General features: G+C 72.5%; 14 protein-coding genes. 5 read left to right on the top strand and 9 right to left on the bottom strand.

Annotated features, from left to right (window positions below):
- Positions 1–5 precede the first annotated feature (5 nt).
- From IE255_RS17650 to IE255_RS17640, 3 genes are read right to left on the bottom strand one after another with little or no spacing between them, the layout of a single operon-like run.
- A complete protein-coding gene (locus IE255_RS17650; protein WP_190051221.1) occupies positions 6–767 on the bottom strand; it encodes a cupin domain-containing protein in 762 nt (253 codons plus the stop codon).
- A complete protein-coding gene (locus IE255_RS17645; protein WP_190051220.1) occupies positions 761–1,687 on the bottom strand; it encodes a DUF6807 domain-containing protein in 927 nt (308 codons plus the stop codon). Before IE255_RS17645 ends, IE255_RS17650 begins: the two co-directional genes overlap by 7 nt.
- Positions 1,684–2,808 carry a Gfo/Idh/MocA family protein gene (locus tag IE255_RS17640; protein WP_190051219.1) on the bottom strand — a complete coding sequence of 375 codons (1,125 nt, stop codon included), beginning with the start codon at positions 2,806–2,808 and terminating at the stop codon, positions 1,684–1,686. The genes IE255_RS17645 and IE255_RS17640 overlap by 4 nt, the downstream gene beginning before the upstream one ends.
- 341 nt (positions 2,809–3,149) lie before the next feature.
- On the opposite strand from IE255_RS17640, the gene IE255_RS17635 reads away from it, so the two are divergent.
- Positions 3,150–4,703 (top strand): alpha/beta hydrolase, encoded by a 1,554-nt coding sequence (locus IE255_RS17635; protein ID WP_190051218.1) that lies wholly within the window; start codon positions 3,150–3,152, stop codon positions 4,701–4,703.
- Positions 4,704–4,778: 75 nt separating this feature from the next.
- On the opposite strand, the gene IE255_RS17630 is transcribed toward IE255_RS17635, so the two are convergent.
- Positions 4,779–5,270, bottom strand: a complete 492-nt coding sequence (locus IE255_RS17630; RefSeq protein ID WP_190051217.1) for a hemerythrin domain-containing protein — start codon at positions 5,268–5,270, stop codon at positions 4,779–4,781.
- Positions 5,271–5,409: 139 nt separating this feature from the next.
- On the opposite strand from IE255_RS17630, the gene IE255_RS17625 reads away from it, so the two are divergent.
- The 4 genes from IE255_RS17625 (at position 5,410) to IE255_RS17610 (ending at position 9,921) form a co-directional block, all read left to right on the top strand.
- Positions 5,410–6,672, top strand: a complete 1,263-nt coding sequence (locus IE255_RS17625) for an outer membrane protein assembly factor BamB family protein (protein WP_190051216.1) — start codon at positions 5,410–5,412, stop codon at positions 6,670–6,672.
- Between the two features lie 234 nt (positions 6,673–6,906).
- The gene (locus IE255_RS17620) at positions 6,907–7,890 is read left to right on the top strand and encodes a Bug family tripartite tricarboxylate transporter substrate binding protein (protein WP_190051380.1); all 984 of its coding nucleotides are present in this window, start codon (positions 6,907–6,909) and stop codon (positions 7,888–7,890) included.
- Complete coding sequence (locus tag IE255_RS17615; protein WP_190051215.1) at positions 7,887–8,426, top strand: tripartite tricarboxylate transporter TctB family protein; 540 nt, start codon at positions 7,887–7,889, stop codon at positions 8,424–8,426. Before IE255_RS17620 ends, IE255_RS17615 begins: the two co-directional genes overlap by 4 nt.
- A 1-nt stretch (position 8,427) precedes the next feature.
- Positions 8,428–9,921, top strand: a complete 1,494-nt coding sequence (locus IE255_RS17610; RefSeq protein WP_190051214.1) for a tripartite tricarboxylate transporter permease — start codon at positions 8,428–8,430, stop codon at positions 9,919–9,921.
- A gap of 5 nt (positions 9,922–9,926) precedes the next feature.
- On the opposite strand, the gene IE255_RS17605 is transcribed toward IE255_RS17610, so the two are convergent.
- From IE255_RS17605 to IE255_RS17585, 5 genes are read right to left on the bottom strand one after another with little or no spacing between them, the layout of a single operon-like run.
- Positions 9,927–11,873, bottom strand: a complete 1,947-nt coding sequence (locus IE255_RS17605; protein ID WP_190051213.1) for a DUF2264 domain-containing protein — start codon at positions 11,871–11,873, stop codon at positions 9,927–9,929.
- Between the two features lie 22 nt (positions 11,874–11,895).
- Positions 11,896–12,951 carry a LacI family DNA-binding transcriptional regulator gene (locus IE255_RS17600; RefSeq protein ID WP_190051212.1) on the bottom strand — a complete coding sequence of 352 codons (1,056 nt, stop codon included), beginning with the start codon at positions 12,949–12,951 and terminating at the stop codon, positions 11,896–11,898.
- Between the two features lie 44 nt (positions 12,952–12,995).
- Positions 12,996–14,645 (bottom strand): extracellular solute-binding protein, encoded by a 1,650-nt coding sequence (locus IE255_RS17595; RefSeq protein WP_190051211.1) that lies wholly within the window; start codon positions 14,643–14,645, stop codon positions 12,996–12,998.
- A 17-nt stretch (positions 14,646–14,662) separates the two neighbouring features.
- Positions 14,663–15,550: a carbohydrate ABC transporter permease gene (locus IE255_RS17590; RefSeq protein ID WP_190051210.1), complete on the bottom strand. Its 888-nt coding sequence runs from the start codon at positions 15,548–15,550 to the stop codon at positions 14,663–14,665.
- Positions 15,547–16,401 carry an ABC transporter permease gene (locus IE255_RS17585; protein ID WP_190051209.1) on the bottom strand — a complete coding sequence of 285 codons (855 nt, stop codon included), beginning with the start codon at positions 16,399–16,401 and terminating at the stop codon, positions 15,547–15,549. The genes IE255_RS17590 and IE255_RS17585 overlap by 4 nt, the downstream gene beginning before the upstream one ends.
- Between the last annotated feature and the right edge of the window lie 127 nt (positions 16,402–16,528).

The raw sequence follows: 16,528 nt of genomic DNA, 5'->3' as shown, positions 1-16,528 counted from the left end.
TGCGGCTACTCCTCCTGGTACGGCAGCGTCGTCCCGGGCAGGTTGTACTCGTCCCGCCGGCCGCACATGCCGAAGCCGCCGAGCCGGGTGGGCGCGGCCTCGTGGGCGGTGGCCTCGCCGAGGTAGGCGGGATCGCCCTCGGCCAGCGCGTCGAGCTGGGCGCCGGTGCGTTCGGCGGTGGCCAGGGCGCCCGCCCGCCACAGGGCGCGCCAGGTGGGCACCTTGTCGCGCACGATGCGGGCGGCGGCCCGCTGGAACTCCCGGTAGGGGCCGTTGTCCCCGGCGACGAGCGCCTCGCGCAGGGCGAGGTAGCCCTCGACGGCGAGGTCCCTGCGGCGCCGGGCCGCCGCCGCGGTGTCCTCCCCCGTGCCGGGCGGGAGTGTGGCCGCCGCCGCGTACCTCTCGGGGTCGGCGAGCACCTCGGGCGGGAAGGTGAACACGGCGTCCCCGGCCTCGGGCAGGCCGCTGTTCTGCATCAGCACGGTGATGCGCAGATCGCCGCCCTGCACCATGCGGTGCACGGTGCCCGGGGTGAACCAGGCGATGGAGCCGGCCGCGAGGGGGATGTCCCGGTAGCCGTCGGGGCTCAGCGTCTGCACCGCGCCCCGGCCGCCGGTGACGACGTACGCCTCCGTGCACACCAGGTGCAGATGGGGGCTGCCGCCGCAGACGCCGTCGGCGGCCTCCCAGTCGTAGGCGCTCAGATGGGACAGGCCGACCGCTCCGGGCAGCGGGTGCGGAAGAGCCGGCTTCGGTTCGCTCACCACGGCAGGCCCTCCAGGTAGGTGCCGACCCGGTCGCGGTCCCAGGCGCCGTCGGCGACGACGATGCGGTAGCGGTAGCCGAAGGACTCGCCCGGCGGCAGCTCGAACTCCTCGAAGAACGCCCAGGAGAAGGCGACCGTCGGGAAGGGCTCGGAGCGGACGAACCAGTGCGACTCGTGGATCGCGGACGTCTCGTCCAGGTTCTCGGGCGCGTGCGCGAAGACGAGCGTGGAGTGGCCGTCGACGTCGTCGTGCTCGGTGGTGAACGCGAGCCACGGGCCCTGGGTGCCCATCAGCTTGCCCGCGTCGGCGTCGGTGCCCGGGGCGAAGACCGTGCCGCCGGTGAAGTCGCGCGGGCCGCGCCACTGGAGTCCGGTGTAGCCGGCCATCTCACGGCCCGCGGTGGTCGGGGAGCCGAAGGCCAGGGGCTCGGAACGGGTGTTGGTGAGCCGGATCGACCAGTCGAGGGCCCAGGCGCCGGTCTCCTCGTCCACCGAGTGCACGGTCAGCCCCCGCACCTCGCGCGCCCACTCCGCGCCGCCGTTCTCGATCCAGGTGAGGTCCTCGGTGAAGGAGAGGCGGTCCTCCTCGACGGTGAACGCGGAGAAGCCGTCGTGCCGCATCGAGCCGACCCGCTCCGGCAGGGGCAGGTAACCCTGACCGTGGACGTAGCAGTTGCCGCCCCAGAAGTTCTGGCCAGACAGATGGCTCGCGGTCATCTGCAGGCCCTTGTGCCAGCGGTGGTCGTTCGGGCGGTAGCCGGTGACCGTGCGGCCGGACAGGGTGCGCACGGGATGGGCGTACGGCTTGCGGGACTCGAAGGGATCCGGGTCGGGACGGTAGACGTAGCGGAGGATCTCCGTGCCGTTCGCCGCCGTGACGGCGATGTCCTCGCCGTGGGTGTGGGTGACGCGGATGCTCATGCGCGCTCCTTGGGGGCCCAGTCGGGGTACTCGCCGTGCATGGCCTCGTAGAAGGGGTCGCCGGGGACGATCTCCCCCGCGTGCACCGAGCGGCCGGTGAACGCCGCCTTGTACAGGGCGGCGGCGAACTCCAGCGTGGCGCGGGCGTCCCGGCCGCTGCCCGGTGGTCGGGTACCGGTGTCGTAGGCGTCGAGGAGCGCGCCGAGCTGGGCCGTGTGCGAGCTCGGCACGTCGTTCGCGGGGGTGCGCCAGGCGATGGCGCGGTCGGAGGCGACGTGCGGGGCGGGGGTGTACACCCAGCTGTCGTTGCTGTGGCCGTACAGGTGGGTGAGTTCGACCGTGGCGTCCGCGCAGTCGATGCGGATCCGGCTCACCTCGTCCGGGGAGAGCACGCTGTTGACGACCGTGGCGAGGGCTCCGCTCCGGAAACGCACCAGGGCGGTGGAGACGTCCTCGCTCTCGGTGTCGTGGACGAGCCGGGCCGCCATCGCCCTGATCTCCTCCCACTCGCCGAGCAGGTGCAGCAGCAGGTCGTACTGGTGGATGCCGTGGCCCATGGTCGGGCCGCCGCCCTCGCTGGCCCACTTGCCGCGCCACGGCACCGCGTAGTACGCCGCGTCCCGGTGCCAGGTCGTCTGGCAGTGCGCGACCAGCGGGGCGCCCAGCTCGCCGCCGGTGATCAGTTCGTGGGCGTGCACGGCGCCGGAGCCGTAGCGGTGCTGGAAGACGACCGCCGCGTAGGCGCCCGAGGCCTCCTCGGCGGCGGCGATCTCGTCGTACTCGGCGAGCGACAGCGTGAGCGGCTTCTCGCACAGCACCCAGGCACCGGCCTTGAGCGCGGCCACCGTCTGGTCCCGGTGCAGGGAGGGCGGCGTGCCGATCAGGACCAGGTCGGGGCGTACGGCGTCCAGCATCGCGTCCACCGAGGTGTACCCGGCGACCTCGCCGCCGGCCAGCTCCCGGAACGCGTCGAGCCGCTCCTGGTCCACGTCGACGGCGGCGACCAGCTCCACCCGGTCGGAGTGGGCCCGCAGCGCGGGCAGGTGGCTGCCGCCGACGATGGCTCCGGTGCCGACGACGGCCACGCGGCGGCGGGTGGGAGACCCTGGGGACACGGACATGCGGCGCTCCTCGGACGGCCGGCGGACACACGCTTGGAAAGCGCTTGCACTCGGAAGGTGACCCTAGGCGCGAGAGAATGTCTGGACAACCCCCCTGCACCGACCTGCACAAGGTCTGCCGTGTGTTCTCCCAGCTTGGGGCGGAGTTTCCGATTGGTGCCCTGACCACGGAAACGGCGTTCCCCCGCTTTCTCCCTGGGGTTGGCCCCACCTCGAAGCGGCCGCCAGCCGGAGTGATCGGACGGCGACCCGTCCCTAGCGTTCTGTCACACCGCACCCCTCTCGGGCATGTCCCTGCCGCGCATCGAGGGGGACATCGGCGACAGAAAGGACACCCAGCCGTGTTATCCCGCTTCTCGGGAACCGCGAGACGAGCCGCCCTCGCCCTGACGGCCGCCGCACTCACCTTCACCGCGTTACCCGCCACGGCCGGCCCGGCCGATGCGGCCCCCGACCCCCTCGCCCGCTACCACCACCAGCGCCTCACCTGGCAGAGCTGCGTGCTCGGCCCGGACGACACCACCGGCAAGGAACTGGAGCAGGCCGGCGCCCGCTGCGCCGACGTGACCGTGCCGCTGGACTACGCGGACCCCGGCGGCCGTACGATCACCGTCGCGATCTCGCGGATCCGCGCCACCGACACCGGCCGCCGCGTCGGCCCGCTGCTGCTCAACGGCGGCGGACCGGGCGGGCAGACGCTCGGGGACCCGCCGTGGGTGCGCAAGGCGATGAAGGACGTCGGCGCGCGCTACGACGTGGTGGGGGTGGACCCCCGTTTCGTGGGCCGCAGCACACCGCTGGACTGCCGCTGGCCGACCGGCTCGGCCTTCCGCGGACCCGGTGAGGACCGGGCCGGCTTCGATCGCACGGCCGCCTTCTCCAAGGACCTCGCCGAGCGCTGCCGGAAGAACGCCGGCGGAGTGCTCCCCCATGTCACCACCCGCAACACCGCGCGCGACATGGACGTGATCCGGGCCGCGCTCGGCGAGCGGCGGATCTCCTACCTGGGCTACTCGTACGGCAGTTACCTGGGCGAGGTGTACGCCACGATGTTCCCCGGCCGCACCGACCGGGTCGTCCTGGACGGGGTGATCGATCCGGAGCGCTACGGCCCCCGGCTGCTGATGGGGTCCGAGCGGGCCAACCGCCGGGCGCTTCAGGGCTGGGCCTCCTGGGCCGCCGCCCGCGACACGACGTACGGCCTGGGCCGGACGCGCGGTGAGGTGCTGGCGGCCGTGGAGCGGGTGCGCCGGGCCGCCGCCCGGTCCCCGCTGCGGCTCGGCGACCACCGGGTGGACGGGCACGTGATGCCGATCGTCGTCTTCAACGGCCTGTCGCAGCACAACGACGTGGCCTACGGCGAGTTCGCGCAGGGGATGCGGGACATGCTGCGGGCCTCTCGGGGACAGCGGGTCACACCGTCCCCCTGGCTCGCCGGGGTGCTCGACTTCGTGCTCACCGATACCGAGTCGCACTACGGCAGCGTGCAGACGGCGATCCTGTGCGGCGACGGCGCGGCCCCGCGCGACCCGGAGGTCTACTGGCGTGACGTCCAGCGCACCCGGGCGCAGGATCCGCTGTTCGCGCCCGTGACCCACAACCTCAACCCCTGCGCCTTCTGGGACGGGCCGCGGGAACGCCCGACCACGGTCCGCGACGACCTGCCCGCGCTGCTCGTCAACGCCACCGGAGACCCGCGCACCTACTACGACAGCGCGAAGGCGGTGCGCGCCATGTGGCCCTCCTCGCGCCTGGTCACCCTGCGCGGCGCGGACCAGCACGCGGTGTACGGCGTCTACGGCGTGCCGTGTGTCGACGAGGCGGTCAACTCCTACCTGGCCACGGGCCGCCTGCCGGCGCGGGACCTCGACTGCGCGGCACGAGCCAGCCGATAGCCGGCACTGGAGCCCGGACCGGTGCGGTCCGGGCTCCAGTGTCACAGCGGCGGTATCAGGACCGACCCGCACCCCTCACGACTCGACGATCTTGCGCACGTGGTCCACGGAACCGCAGCCGGCCTTCAGCTGCCGCTCGCGCTCCTGCCAGAACGCCCGGCCCAGCTCCTCGCGCCGCTCCATCGCCACGTTCTCGCGCGCGCCGTTGAGGATGGTGCGCTCCTCCTCGTCGGCGTGGTGGGTGACGGCCCCCACCAGCTCCTCGAGCTTCTCGTCCCACTCGTCGGAGCCGACCTCCTCGACCTGGAGGAGTTCCAGGAGGGCCTTGTTGCCCTCGTCGTGCTCGTGCTCGCCGTGCTCGACCTCTTCGTCGTCGATGTTCTTGTACCGCTTGAGCGCCGGGTAGACCTTGGCCTCCTCGGCCAGCGCGTGCGCGATCAGCAGGTCCGAGAACTCCCGCAGCGCGCCCGACCGGTCGGCTTCGACGCTCCGCATCCGGCGGAAGAGGTCCTCCATGCGCCGGTGGTCCCGGAGGATGAGTTCGACGACGTCCTGTGTATCGGCCATGGCGGAGGAACGCCTTTCGTACGAGAGAATCGGGCCATTTTCCTGTACCCCATTCCGATCAGGGGTTGCTCCGCACCCTGCGGGTAATCGAAGGGGCGGCCGGTGCACCGGCCGCTCCATCCGACCCGAGGGGGGTTTCATGGGCAGCACGGCGAGACGCGTCCGGAGCAGATCGGGCTGCGTGGTGGCGACGGCCCTGGCGGTCCTGGCCGTCGGCGTCGGCCCCGGCGGCGCGGCGACCGCGGCACCCGCGCCCGCGACGGCGACGGCGACCACGGATCCGGCGGACGCCACACTGGGGTACCGCGCCAACGGCCGTCACGACAGCTTCGTCGCCAAGGCCACGGCGGCCCCGCCGTTCACCAGGCTCTGGTCGGCCGACCTGGGCTCGGCCGTGTCCGCGCCGGTGGCGGTCGGCGGGAAGGTCTTCGTGGTGGTCAACGCGGTGGGAGAGGACGAGACCGGCGGCCCGCGCATGGAACTCGTCGGCCTGGACGCGGCCACCGGCAAGAGACTGTGGCCCCAGCGCCTGATCGCCGACAACGACCCCAAGGCCACGCTGTCCTACGGCGGCGGACTGCTCTACACCCAGACCGGCAGGGGCGTGGTGACCGCCTGGGACCCGGCGACGGGCCGGCAGCGGTGGTCCCACAGCATCGGATCCGGCATCTGCGAGTACCCGCCGACGTGGTACGACGGCGTCCTGTACACCCAGGACGGCCGCGGTACGGCCCTGGCACTGCGCGCGAGCGACGGAGCGGAGCTGTGGCGGGCCCCGCTCGTCGACTGGGGCATCTCGCCGGTCGTCGTCGACGACCTCGGCGTGTGGTTCGGCTTCGACAACTACTCCTTCCAGCTCCTGGACCGGAGCACCGGCCGGGAACTGCGCCGCTACGACGTGCCCGACCTGACCGCGCGCGGCGGCAACCCGATCGCGCGCGGCGCCGGGGCGCTCTGGCTGCGCAGCTCGGCCGCCGACGACGAGCGGACCGTGGCGTACGACCAGAACACCGGCGCCGTCCTGCGCTCCTTCCCCGCCGACGCCACGCCCGCGTTCGGACCGGGCCGGGTCTACGTGGCCCACCGGGGCGTCGTGAAGGCGCTCAGCACGACGACGTACCAGCCCGCCTGGAGCTACACCAGCCCGCGCCAGGCGGCCACCGTGCGTCTCGTCGCGGGCGGTCACGTGTACGTCCAGGACGGCAACGGCAAGCTGGTGGTCCTGAACGAGCGCACCGGCGCCGTCGTCTGGTCCCACCGGCTGTGGGCGGAGCCGCACCCGATGGAGAACGTGCTCGCGGAGGAGGACTGGCGGGGCTGGGTCAACCCCGGCATCGCGACCGCGGGCGGCCGCGTGTTCGCACCCGGGCAGAACGGGGTCCTGACCGCGTTCGGGGACTGAGCACACGGACGACGCCGAGGCGGCCGGCACGAGCACCCCGCCTCGGCGTCGCGCCGTTCGCGGCCCCGGAGCTCATGCCGCCGGGGCCCGCGCCGGCGACCGCAAAGACCAAAACCTCCGTTGGTTCCGCAAGCGAGACAGCTCGTCGGCGGGCGGGCACCATGTGGCCCACGTCACCCTCCCCCACAGGGCCTTTACCTACCCGCATCGACGTACCGACAGGTGGTGGCACTCGTGCGCCTGCGCACCCCCCTCGCCCTGCTCGGGGCCGCCGTGCTCGTGCTCGTCGGACCGCCGCTGGTGACCACCGGCAGCGGCACCGAGACCGGCACACAGATCCCGGGCCTGCGTTTCATGGTCCCCAACACGCCCGGCGGCGGCTACGACATCACGGCCCGGACGGCCGCGAAGAACGCCGAGGACGCCGGACTCACCCACAACATCGAGGTGTTCAACCTGCCCGGCGCCGGCGGCACGGTGGGCTTGAGCCGGCTGGTGAGCGAGCACGGCAACGGCAAGCTCGCCATGTCCATGGGCCTCGGGGTCGTGGGCGCCGTCCGCTCCAACGACGCGCCGAAGACGCTCGGCGACACCACGCCGATCGCCCGGCTCACCGAGGAGCAGGACGTGGTGGTGGTCGCGAAGGACTCCCCGTACAAGACGATCGACGACCTGATCGGCGCCTGGAAGGAGAACCCGGGCAAGCTCCCGGTGGGCGGCGGCTCGTCGCCCGGCGGGCCCGACCACCTCGCGCCGATGCTGATGGCGCGGGCCGCCGGGATCCCCCCGAAGCAGGTCAACTACATCCCCTTCGACGGCGGCGGCGAGCTGCTCGCCTCCATCCTCGGCAACAAGGTCGCCTTCGGTGTCTCCGGCGTCGGCGAGTACCTGGACCAGATCAAGGCGGGCGAGCTGCGCCTCCTCGCGGTCACCGGCCCGGAGCGCGTCGAGGGGCTGGACGCGCCCACGCTGAAGGAGTCCGGGTACGACGTGAACTTCACCAACTGGCGCGGCATCGTCGCCCCGCCCGGACTGACCGACGGCGAGCGGGACAAGCTCGTGCGGCTGATCGAGGAGCTGCACGACTCGGAGGAGTGGCGCAAGTCCCTTGAGCAGAACGGCTGGGACGACGCCTTCCTCGCCGGTGAGGAGTTCGGCGCGTTCCTCGACGCCGAGGACAAGCGCGTGGTTTCGGTGCTGAAGGAGCTGGGACTGTGACGACGCAGACCACCGACATTCCCCCCGTCGAGCCCGGCGAGCGGCGCTCGTGGCTGAAGGAGCACTCCGAACTCGGCGTGTGCGTCCTGCTGCTGGCGCTCGGCGTGCTCGTCCTGACCGACGCGCTCACCATGGACGTCGACATCGCCCAGCGCGGCCCGGTCGGCCCGAAGACCGTGCCGGTCGTGGTCGGGGCGGGGCTGCTCCTGATCGCGGCGCTGCTCGCCGTGGACGTGCTGCGCGGCGGCCGGGGCCAGGCCGAGGGCGGTGAGGACATCGACCTGTCCGAGCCCGCTGACTGGCGCACGGTGCTGCTGCTCGCCGGGGTGTTCCTCGGCGCGGCCGTGCTGATCGAGCCGCTCGGCTTTCCCATCGCGGGCGCGCTGCTGTTCTGGGGCGCGGCGTTCGCGCTCGGCAGCCGCAGGATCGACCGCGACCCGCTCATCGCGGCCGGGCTCTCCCTCGTCACCTACACCGTCTTCAACAACCTGCTCGGAGTGCCCCTGCCCGGCGGTCCGCTGATGGGAGTGCTGTGACATGAACGCCCTCAACTCCCTTCTGGACGGCTTCGGTACGGCCCTCACCCCGATCAACCTGCTCTGGGCCGCGATCGGCGTCCTGCTCGGCACGGCGATCGGCGTGCTGCCCGGCATCGGCCCGGCGATGGCGGTCGCGCTGCTGCTGCCGGTGACGTACGGGCTCGACCCGATCGGCGCGTTCATCATGTTCGCCGGTATCTACTACGGCGCGATGTTCGGCGGCTCCACCACCTCCATCCTGCTCAACACACCCGGTGAGAGCGCCGCGGTGGTGGCGGCCATGGAGGGCAACCCGATGGCCAAGTCCGGGCGCGGCGCCCAGGCCCTGGCGGCCGCCGCGATCGGTCACTTCGCGGGCGGCATGGTCGGCACGATCCTGCTGGTCGCGCTGGCGCCGACGGTCGCCGAGCTGGCCGTGGACATCGGCGCGCCGGACTACTTCGCCATCATGGTGCTGGCGTTCATCGCCGTGACGTCGGTCCTGGGGTCGTCCCGGGTCCGGGGCATGGCGTCCCTGCTGATCGGCCTGACGCTCGGCCTGGTGGGCCTGGACCAGATGACCGGGCAGCAGCGCCTGACATTCGGCTCGCTCCAACTGGCCGACGGCATCGACGTGGTGATCGTCGCGGTCGGTCTCTTCGCGATCGGCGAGGCCCTGTGGGTCGCCGCCCATCTTCGGCGCAGGCCGCCGGAGCCGATCCCGGTGGGCCGGCCGTGGCTGGGGCGCGGGGATGTGAACCGGACCTGGAAGTCGTGGCTGCGCGGCCCGTTCATCGGCTTCCCCTTCGGCGCGATCCCGGCGGGCGGCGCGGAGATCCCGACCTTCCTGTCGTACGTGACGGAGAAGCGCCTGTCGAAGCACAAGGACGAGTGGGGCAAGGGCGCCATCGAGGGCGTGGCGGGGCCGGAGTCGGCGGCGTCGGCCTCGGCGGCGGGCACGCTGGTGTCGATGCTGACCCTGGGCCTGCCGACCACGGCGGTCGCGGCCGTGATGCTGGCCGCCTTCCAGCAGTACGGCATCCAGCCCGGCCCGCTCCTCTTCGAGCGCGAACCGGACCTGGTGTGGGGCCTGATCGCCTCCCTGTTCGTCGGCATGGTGCTGCTGCTCGCGCTCAACCTGCCGCTGGCGCCGGTGTGGGCGAAGCTGCTGCGGATCCCGCGGCCGTACCTGTACGCCGGGATCCTGTTCTTCGCGGCGGTCGGCGCGTACGCGGTGGGCGGCGAGGTGATCGACCTGGTGATCCTGCTGGTCATCGGCCTGATCGGGTTCGGCATGCGCCGCTACGGCCTGCCGGTGCTGCCCGCGGTCATCGGCGTGATCCTCGGCCCGAACGCCGAGCAGCAGCTGCGGCGTGCGCTGCAGATCAGCGACGGCAGCGTCACGGGGCTGGTCAACACGCCGTTCGCGGTGATCGTGTACGCGGTGATCGTGCTGCTGCTGGCCTGGCCGCTGCTGAAGAAGGCGGTGACGCGGAGCCGCGCCGCGGCCTGACCGGCTCATCGCGGCACCCGCTCCCGGGTGCCGTCCGGGAAGCGGATCTCCACCTCACCGGCCGCGGCGACCCGTACGCGCGTTCCTGAACCTCGCGCGTGCGGGTCGCCGTCGTTCACCTCCGCGTCGGCGCTCAGCACGACGAGGGTCACCAGGAGGAGGGTGCCGCCCGGGTGGGCGGGCAGGGTGAGGTACGGGGTCGCCGAGCGGTGGCCGCAGGCGTTGGTGCCGACGGCGTGGGCCACCGCCGTCCCGGCGTCCTGCCATCCGTGCAGGGCGACGAGCGTGCTGGTCAGCCCGTCCGCGCGGCGGGCCAGCGCCCAGCCGGGGCCGGTCCGGGCGGACGGCGTCCCGGAGTCGTCGGCGACGGCCCAGCCGCCCTCGCGCACGGGCGTGCCGGGCGGCGCGTCGACGCGGTGCACCCGCACCTCCCAGGGGCCGTGCACCACGCTGACGGTCTCGATGCGGTGCCCTTCGCCGCCGCCCGGGAGCACGGCCCGGTGCCAGGAGGCGGCCCGGCCGCCCTCGACTCCGAGGGGGTGGATGCGGCCGCGCGGGCTGGGTGTGCCGTCGGGGGCGAGCAGGGCGATGTGGTTGTCGGGGGCCAGGTCCGCCGGTGTCTCGGGGGCCGTCGCGCTGGAGTAGGCGAACCGGGCGTAGTGCGGGCTGTCGTCGGCTTTCGCGGGAGGCGGTGGCAGGCGGTCGCTGCCGTGGTTGACGAGCCGTACGATCCCGTCGGCCGCCGTGGAGTGCAGCAGCCAGCCCGGGGCCGGTAACGCGCGGCGTACGTCGCCCGTCTCGACCGGGCCGGGTTCCTCGGGCGCGGTCCACACGGGGTGGTCGGCGGGCAGCAGCAGGCCGAGGAAGGCCTTGCTCGCCCAGTACGGGGAGGCGGGGCCCGAGTACCGCTGGACGACCGGGAGGAAGGGCCCGTACCAGCCGAGGGTGAGCAGCCCCCGCTCGTCGGGGACGCCCCGCTCGGCGAAGTGCTTCAGCGCGCCGGAGGCCAGGCGGCGGGTGCGGCCGGGTGGCAGCGGGGTGGCGTCGGCGAGGGCACCCGCCCACAGGGGCGCGGTCGTGGCGAACCGGTAGGTGAGGGAGCGGCCCTGGTGGACCGGGGCGCCGTCGGCGCCGAAGAAGTGCTGGTGGTCGTGGAGGAACGACCGCAGGCGTGCCCGGTGCCCGGCGACCAGGCCGGGGTCGGCGCGCGGCCCGGCGATGCGGGCCCACAGGACCGGATACAGGTGCAGGGCCCAGGCGTTGTAGTAGTCGAACTTGCGGCCGTCGCCGTCGGTGTACCAGCCGTCGCCCCGGTACCAGTCCTCCAGGCGTGCCAGGCCCGCGTCGATCTCGGAGCGGCTGTGCGGGGCGCCGACGGAGGCGAGGAACTCCTCGGTGATGACCTGGAACAGCCGCCAGTTGGAGTCGTTGACGACGGCTCCGACGAAGCCGCCCAGCCAGTCGGCGATCCGCTGCCGTACGCGGTCGTCGAGCCGGTCCCAGATCCAGGGGCGGGTCTCGTGCAGGGCGATCGCGAGGGAGGCGGCCTCGACCATGGGCTGGCCCCGGTCGGTGATGGGCGGCCAGCGGTCGGGGCTGTGCGGGTCGGTGCCGGACGCGAGCCCGGCCGCGTACCGCTCGATCAGGTCGGGCCGCTGTCCGCCCGACCCGGCGATGCGGAAGGCGGCCAGCAGGAAGGAGCGGGCGAAGCCCTCCAACCCGTCCGACCAGGGCCCGGAGTGGCTGGGCGGCCCGGGGAGCCGGTACTGGGCGAGGCCCGGGGACGCGTACGGCGTGAGCGCGTCGAGGAGGCGGTCGGCGACGGCCTCCCAGTGGGCGCGGGTCCAGCCGGTGACCGGCGAGGTCAGCGGGTCGGCGGGTGGCAGGTGGGGCAGGTTGGGGAGGTTGGGGAGGTGCGTCGGGTCGGGGAGCGACACGTGCGGCGCGCTCATGCGGGTGCGGTTCCTCCGTTGGTCACAGGGCACGCCCGGGCGGGGGCGCGCCGACGCTGTCGCGGACGACGATGTGGGTGCCGAGCAGGTGGTGGGCCCCGGCGGCGTGCTCGGGGTCGCGCAGCGCGATGCGCACGGCCGCGCGGCCGAGTTCTTCGGCGGGGGTGCGGACGGTGGTGAGCGGCGGGTTGAAGTCCTCGGCGAGCGGGATGTCGTTGTAGCCGACGACGGAGATGTCCCCGGGGACGCTCAGCCCCGCGTCGGCGATCGCGCGCAGGGCACCTGCGGCGACCATGTCGTCCCCGGCGAAGACAGCCGTGAACTCCCGTGTGCGCTTCAGGAGTTCGGTCATGGCGCGATGGCCGGCGGCGCGGCCGAGTCCGCAGTCGACGACGTGCGCGGCCTCGGGCGGCAGCCCGTGCTCGGCGAGGGCGGCCCGGTAGCCGGCCACGCGGGCGTCGAGGGCGGTGTTGCCGGGCAGCCCGCCGAGGAAGACGATCCGGCGGTGCCCGGCCGAGAGCAGATGGCCGGTGACGGCGCGGGCTCCGGCCTCATTGTCGAACTCCACGACCAGCGCGGGGATGTCGGGGTCGGGCGCGGGCCGGCCGCAGAGGACGAGCCGGGCGCCGGAGGAGTCCAGGGCGTGGGCGTAGTGGGCGACGCGCTCGCGGTAGGCGTCGTCCTCGACGACCCCGCCGACGAGGATCACCAGCCGGGCGCCCTCCTCCCGCATGAGCTGCACGAACTCCATCTCGCGCTGGGCGTCGCCGCCGGTGGCGCCGACCACGCAGAGCCAGCCGCGGTCGGCGGCCTCCGCCTCCACGCCCTCGGCGACCTGGGCGTAGAAGGGGCTGGTGACCTGGCGGACCACGACGGCGGCCATCTTGCGGCCGCCGCCGACCAGGGCGCGGGCGTGCGCGTTGGCCACGTAGTCCAGGTCGCGGGCCGCGCGCAGGACCCGGGCCCGCGTCGCCGCGGGCACCGGGTGGTTGCCGCTGAGCGCGCGGGAGGCGGTGGCCGTGGACACGCCCGCCCGCTCGGCGACCTCGCGGATCGTGACCCGTCCCTTGGACACCATGTCGTTCCCCATCCCCCGCATCCCCTCTTCCGCCCCACCGCTGTTCAGGTGTTGGCCGCGTAGTCCTTCGCGTACTCCTCGGCCATTCTGTCGCCGCCCCGGCTGCGCCACTTCTGCACCGTCGCGTCCCACTCGGACAGCGGCAGGCGTCCGGCGATGATCCCCGTGACGGTGTCGTCCAGGAAGGCCTTGAGGGTGGCGCCCTGGGAGTTGTTCGTCGCGGACTGGAGGCCGAAGGAGGCGTCGCGGATGGCGTGCGGGACGACCTTGCGCTGCCAGGCGTGCAGGGCGCGCACGGCGTCGGGCATGCCGGGCACGAACAGCACCTGGGGGCCTTCGGCGAGGTACTTCAGCGGCAGGTTGGTGTTGTTCTCCACCTCGCCGAGCTTGGTGAACTCGGGTGAGCCGTCCTTGGCGCGGGTGAAGTGGACGCCCTCGACGCCGTAGTGGACGAGTTCCCACTCCTCGCTGCCGAAGGGCGCGGCGAGGTAGTCGAGGATGCGCAGCAGCAGCTCGATGCGCTCCTTCTTCGCCTGCTTCAGGACGGTGTAGCCGAAGGAGCGGCGGGCGGCGACGATGCCGCCGGGTTCGCCACCGACGCTGTACGGGAGGGCCGCGGCGGGGCTCATCTTGCCCTTGGACTCCCGGTACTTGGGCAGGTAGGCGCCGAAGCCGTCCTGCATGGAGCCGACGGTGCCGTTGTAGTAGAGGGTCGTCAGGTCGATCTGCGAGATGGACGTGGCGTCGGGGTGGTAGGAGCCGTTCTTCCTCAGCTGGGCCTGGAAGGCGATGGACGCCTTGTAGCGTTCGTCGGCGGCGGACGACAGGAAGGTGCCGTCCTTGGTGACGGCCCAGCGCTGGGGCGCGTTGTGGGCGGCGGAGTGGTAGCCGTTGCCGAACAGGGACCCGTTGGCGGCCCCCAGCATGTACGTCTTGCCCCGGGTGCCCCGCCGGGCCACGGCCGTGAAGTCCTCGGCGGTCCAGCCCTCCTTCATGCCCGCGCCGGCGAACAGGTCCTGGTTGATCCAGAGGGTCGAGCCGGGCAGCGGGCGCTCCAGGGGGATGCCGTAGATGCGTCCGCCGATGCGGCCCATGTCGCGCCAGGCGTGGGTGGGGATGCCCGCGAGGTTGGGGTAGTCGGTGATGGCGTCGCCCGACAGGTACGGCGTGAGGTCCTGGGCGCGGCGCTGCACGAACTGCGCCTCGCGGGGCAGGGTGAAGCCGGAGAACAGGTTGATGATGTCGGGCAGGGCGTCGGCGTCCCCGGCCATGACGGTCGCCATCTTCTTCTGGTAGTCGGCCTGGGAGATGACCGTGTACTCGATCTTCACGCCGATGGCCTTCTCGACGGCCGCCCAGAAGCGGTTCTGCGAGGCGGGCTTGGGCGGTGTGCCGAAGGAGACGGTCATGACGCGGACGGTGGAGCCGTCGCCCGGGGTGCGGGAGACCGACTTGACCAGGTCGGAGGGGTAGGAGGTGTAACCGGCCTGGACGCCCTCTTCGGTCGGAGGGAGGTCCGGCTTCGGACCGGTGGCGGGCCTGTAGGCCGGCCAGGGGGCCAGCTTCTTCCCGGCGTTGGAGACGTCGCCGTCGTCGGACTCCGAGGAGCAGGCGGTCAGCAGACCGGGGACGGAGACGGCGGCGCCGCCCACCGCCATGGAGCGCAGGAGGGTGCGTCGGGACATGCGGGGCATGGGTGAACCACCTCGTGTCAGCTCTTGATGGCGCCGGTGAGCACGCCCTTGGTGAAGTACTTCTGCAGGAAGGGGTAGACGAGCAGGATCGGCACGGTGGCTATCACGAGCACCGCCATCTGCACGGTCTGCGGAGCGGTGACGGTGGCCTCGCCGGTGGTCGCGTCGGTGAGCCCGGCACCGGCCACCACATAGGTGCGCAGCACCTGCTGGAGCGGCCAGTGCTCGCTCTCCAGGTACAGCGAGGCGTAGAACCAGGAGTTCCAGTAGGCGACGGCGTAGAACAGGCCGACGACGGCGAGCGCGGCCTTGGACAGCGGCAGCACCACCGACACCAGCACCCGCCAGTCCCCCGCCCCGTCCAGCCGGGCCGCCTCGTACAGCTCCTCGGGGACGGACTGGAAGAAGCCGCGCAGCACGACCAGGTTGAACACGTTGACCAGGACGGGCAGCACGAGCGAGGCGTACGAGTCGAGCAGGCCGAGTTCCTTGACGAGCAGGAAGCTCGGGATCATGCCGGGCGGGAAGAGGAACGTGAACAGCACCAGCAGCAGGACGGGCCTGCCGCCGAGGACGCCCGGGCGGGACAGCGCGTAGGCCAGGGTCACGGTGCAGGCGAGGCTGAGCAGGGTGCCCACGATCGTCACCCCGGCACTCACACCGAGGGCGTGGGTGACGATGCCGCCGTCGAAGATGTCGCGGTAGGCGTCGAGTGTGGGCTCCGTGGGCCACAGCACCCAGCCGCCGTTGTCGACGACCTCCTGGGTGGAGGCCAGGGAGGTCGACACGATCACCAGGAACGGCACGCACACCAGCAGGACGACCGTGGCCAGCGCGAGGGCCTTGGCGGCCTGGGTGAGCGGCCGGGGCTTCTCCATCCAGCCGGGCCGGGCGGACGCGCTCACTTGTAGACCCCCTGTTCGCCGAGGCGGTGGGCGACCTTGTTGGCCGCGTAGACGAGCAGGGCGCCGACGAGCCCCTTGAACAGGCCCGCTGCGGCCGCGAAGCCGTAGTCGCCGCCGACGATGCCCTGGTAGTAGACGAAGGTGTCGATGACCTCGGCGGTCTCCGGTCCGACGGCGTCGCGTTGCAGCAGCATCTGCTCGAAGCCGACGGAGAGGATGTCGCCGAGCCGCATGATGAGCAGCAGCACGATCACCGGGCGGATGGCGGGCAGGGTGACGTGCCAGAAGCGGCGCCAGGGTCCGGCGCCGTCGATGGCGGCCGCCTCGTACTGCTGCTCGTCGACCTGGGCGAGCGCGGCGAGGAAGATGATCGTGCCCCAGCCGGCGTCCTTCCAGATGACCTGGGCGACGACGAGCGGCTTGAACGCGTCCGGGTTGCCGATGATGTCGACGGTGTGCAGACCGGCCCCGCTCAGGCCGCTGTTGAGCAGGCCGGTGTCCCCGAGCACCTGCTGGAAGAGCGCGACGACGATCACCCACGAGATGAAGTGCGGGAGATACGCCACCGACTGCACGAACCGGCGCACCGACGACCAGGTGAGCGTGTGCAGCAGCAGGGCGAGGCCGAGCGGCACCGGGAAGTAGAAGACCAGCTGGAGGACGGCGATCCAGAGGGTGTTGAGGACCGAGTCCCAGAACGCCGCGTCCTCGAACATGCGCTGGAAGTTGCCCAGGCCCACCCAGGGGCTGCCCCACAGGCCGTCGAACGGCACGTACTCCTTGAACGCGATGACGTTGCCGACGAGGGCGCCGTAGTGGAAGAGCAGGAAGTAGGCGAGACCGGGCAGCATGAGCAGGAACAGCGTCCGGCTCTGAAAACCTTTACGCGGGCGCTTCATCCTTGCGGGGCGACGGCGATCCGGGTCCACCCCCTTCACACCTGCTGGTTCCCGTAAGGCAGTTGCCACGGCTCCCCCT

The sequence above is a fragment of the Streptomyces lomondensis genome (assembly GCF_014651035.1).
Lineage (GTDB): Bacteria > Actinomycetota > Actinomycetes > Streptomycetales > Streptomycetaceae > Streptomyces > Streptomyces lomondensis.
This window is presented reverse-complemented; position numbering and strand designations above follow the sequence as displayed.

Coding starts and splice junctions, on each gene's coding strand:
- IE255_RS17645 (WP_190051220.1), bottom strand. CDS start 1,687: ATGAGCATCCGCGTCACCCACACCCACGGCGAGGACATCGCCGTCACG.
- IE255_RS17640 (WP_190051219.1), bottom strand. CDS start 2,808: ATGTCCGTGTCCCCAGGGTCTCCCACCCGCCGCCGCGTGGCCGTCGTC.
- IE255_RS17630 (WP_190051217.1), bottom strand. CDS start 5,270: ATGGCCGATACACAGGACGTCGTCGAACTCATCCTCCGGGACCACCGG.
- IE255_RS17625 (WP_190051216.1), top strand. CDS start 5,410: ATGGGCAGCACGGCGAGACGCGTCCGGAGCAGATCGGGCTGCGTGGTG.
- IE255_RS17610 (WP_190051214.1), top strand. CDS start 8,428: ATGAACGCCCTCAACTCCCTTCTGGACGGCTTCGGTACGGCCCTCACC.
- IE255_RS17605 (WP_190051213.1), bottom strand. CDS start 11,873: ATGAGCGCGCCGCACGTGTCGCTCCCCGACCCGACGCACCTCCCCAAC.
- IE255_RS17600 (WP_190051212.1), bottom strand. CDS start 12,951: ATGGTGTCCAAGGGACGGGTCACGATCCGCGAGGTCGCCGAGCGGGCG.
- IE255_RS17595 (WP_190051211.1), bottom strand. CDS start 14,645: ATGCCCCGCATGTCCCGACGCACCCTCCTGCGCTCCATGGCGGTGGGC.
- IE255_RS17585 (WP_190051209.1), bottom strand. CDS start 16,401: ATGCTGCCCGGTCTCGCCTACTTCCTGCTCTTCCACTACGGCGCCCTC.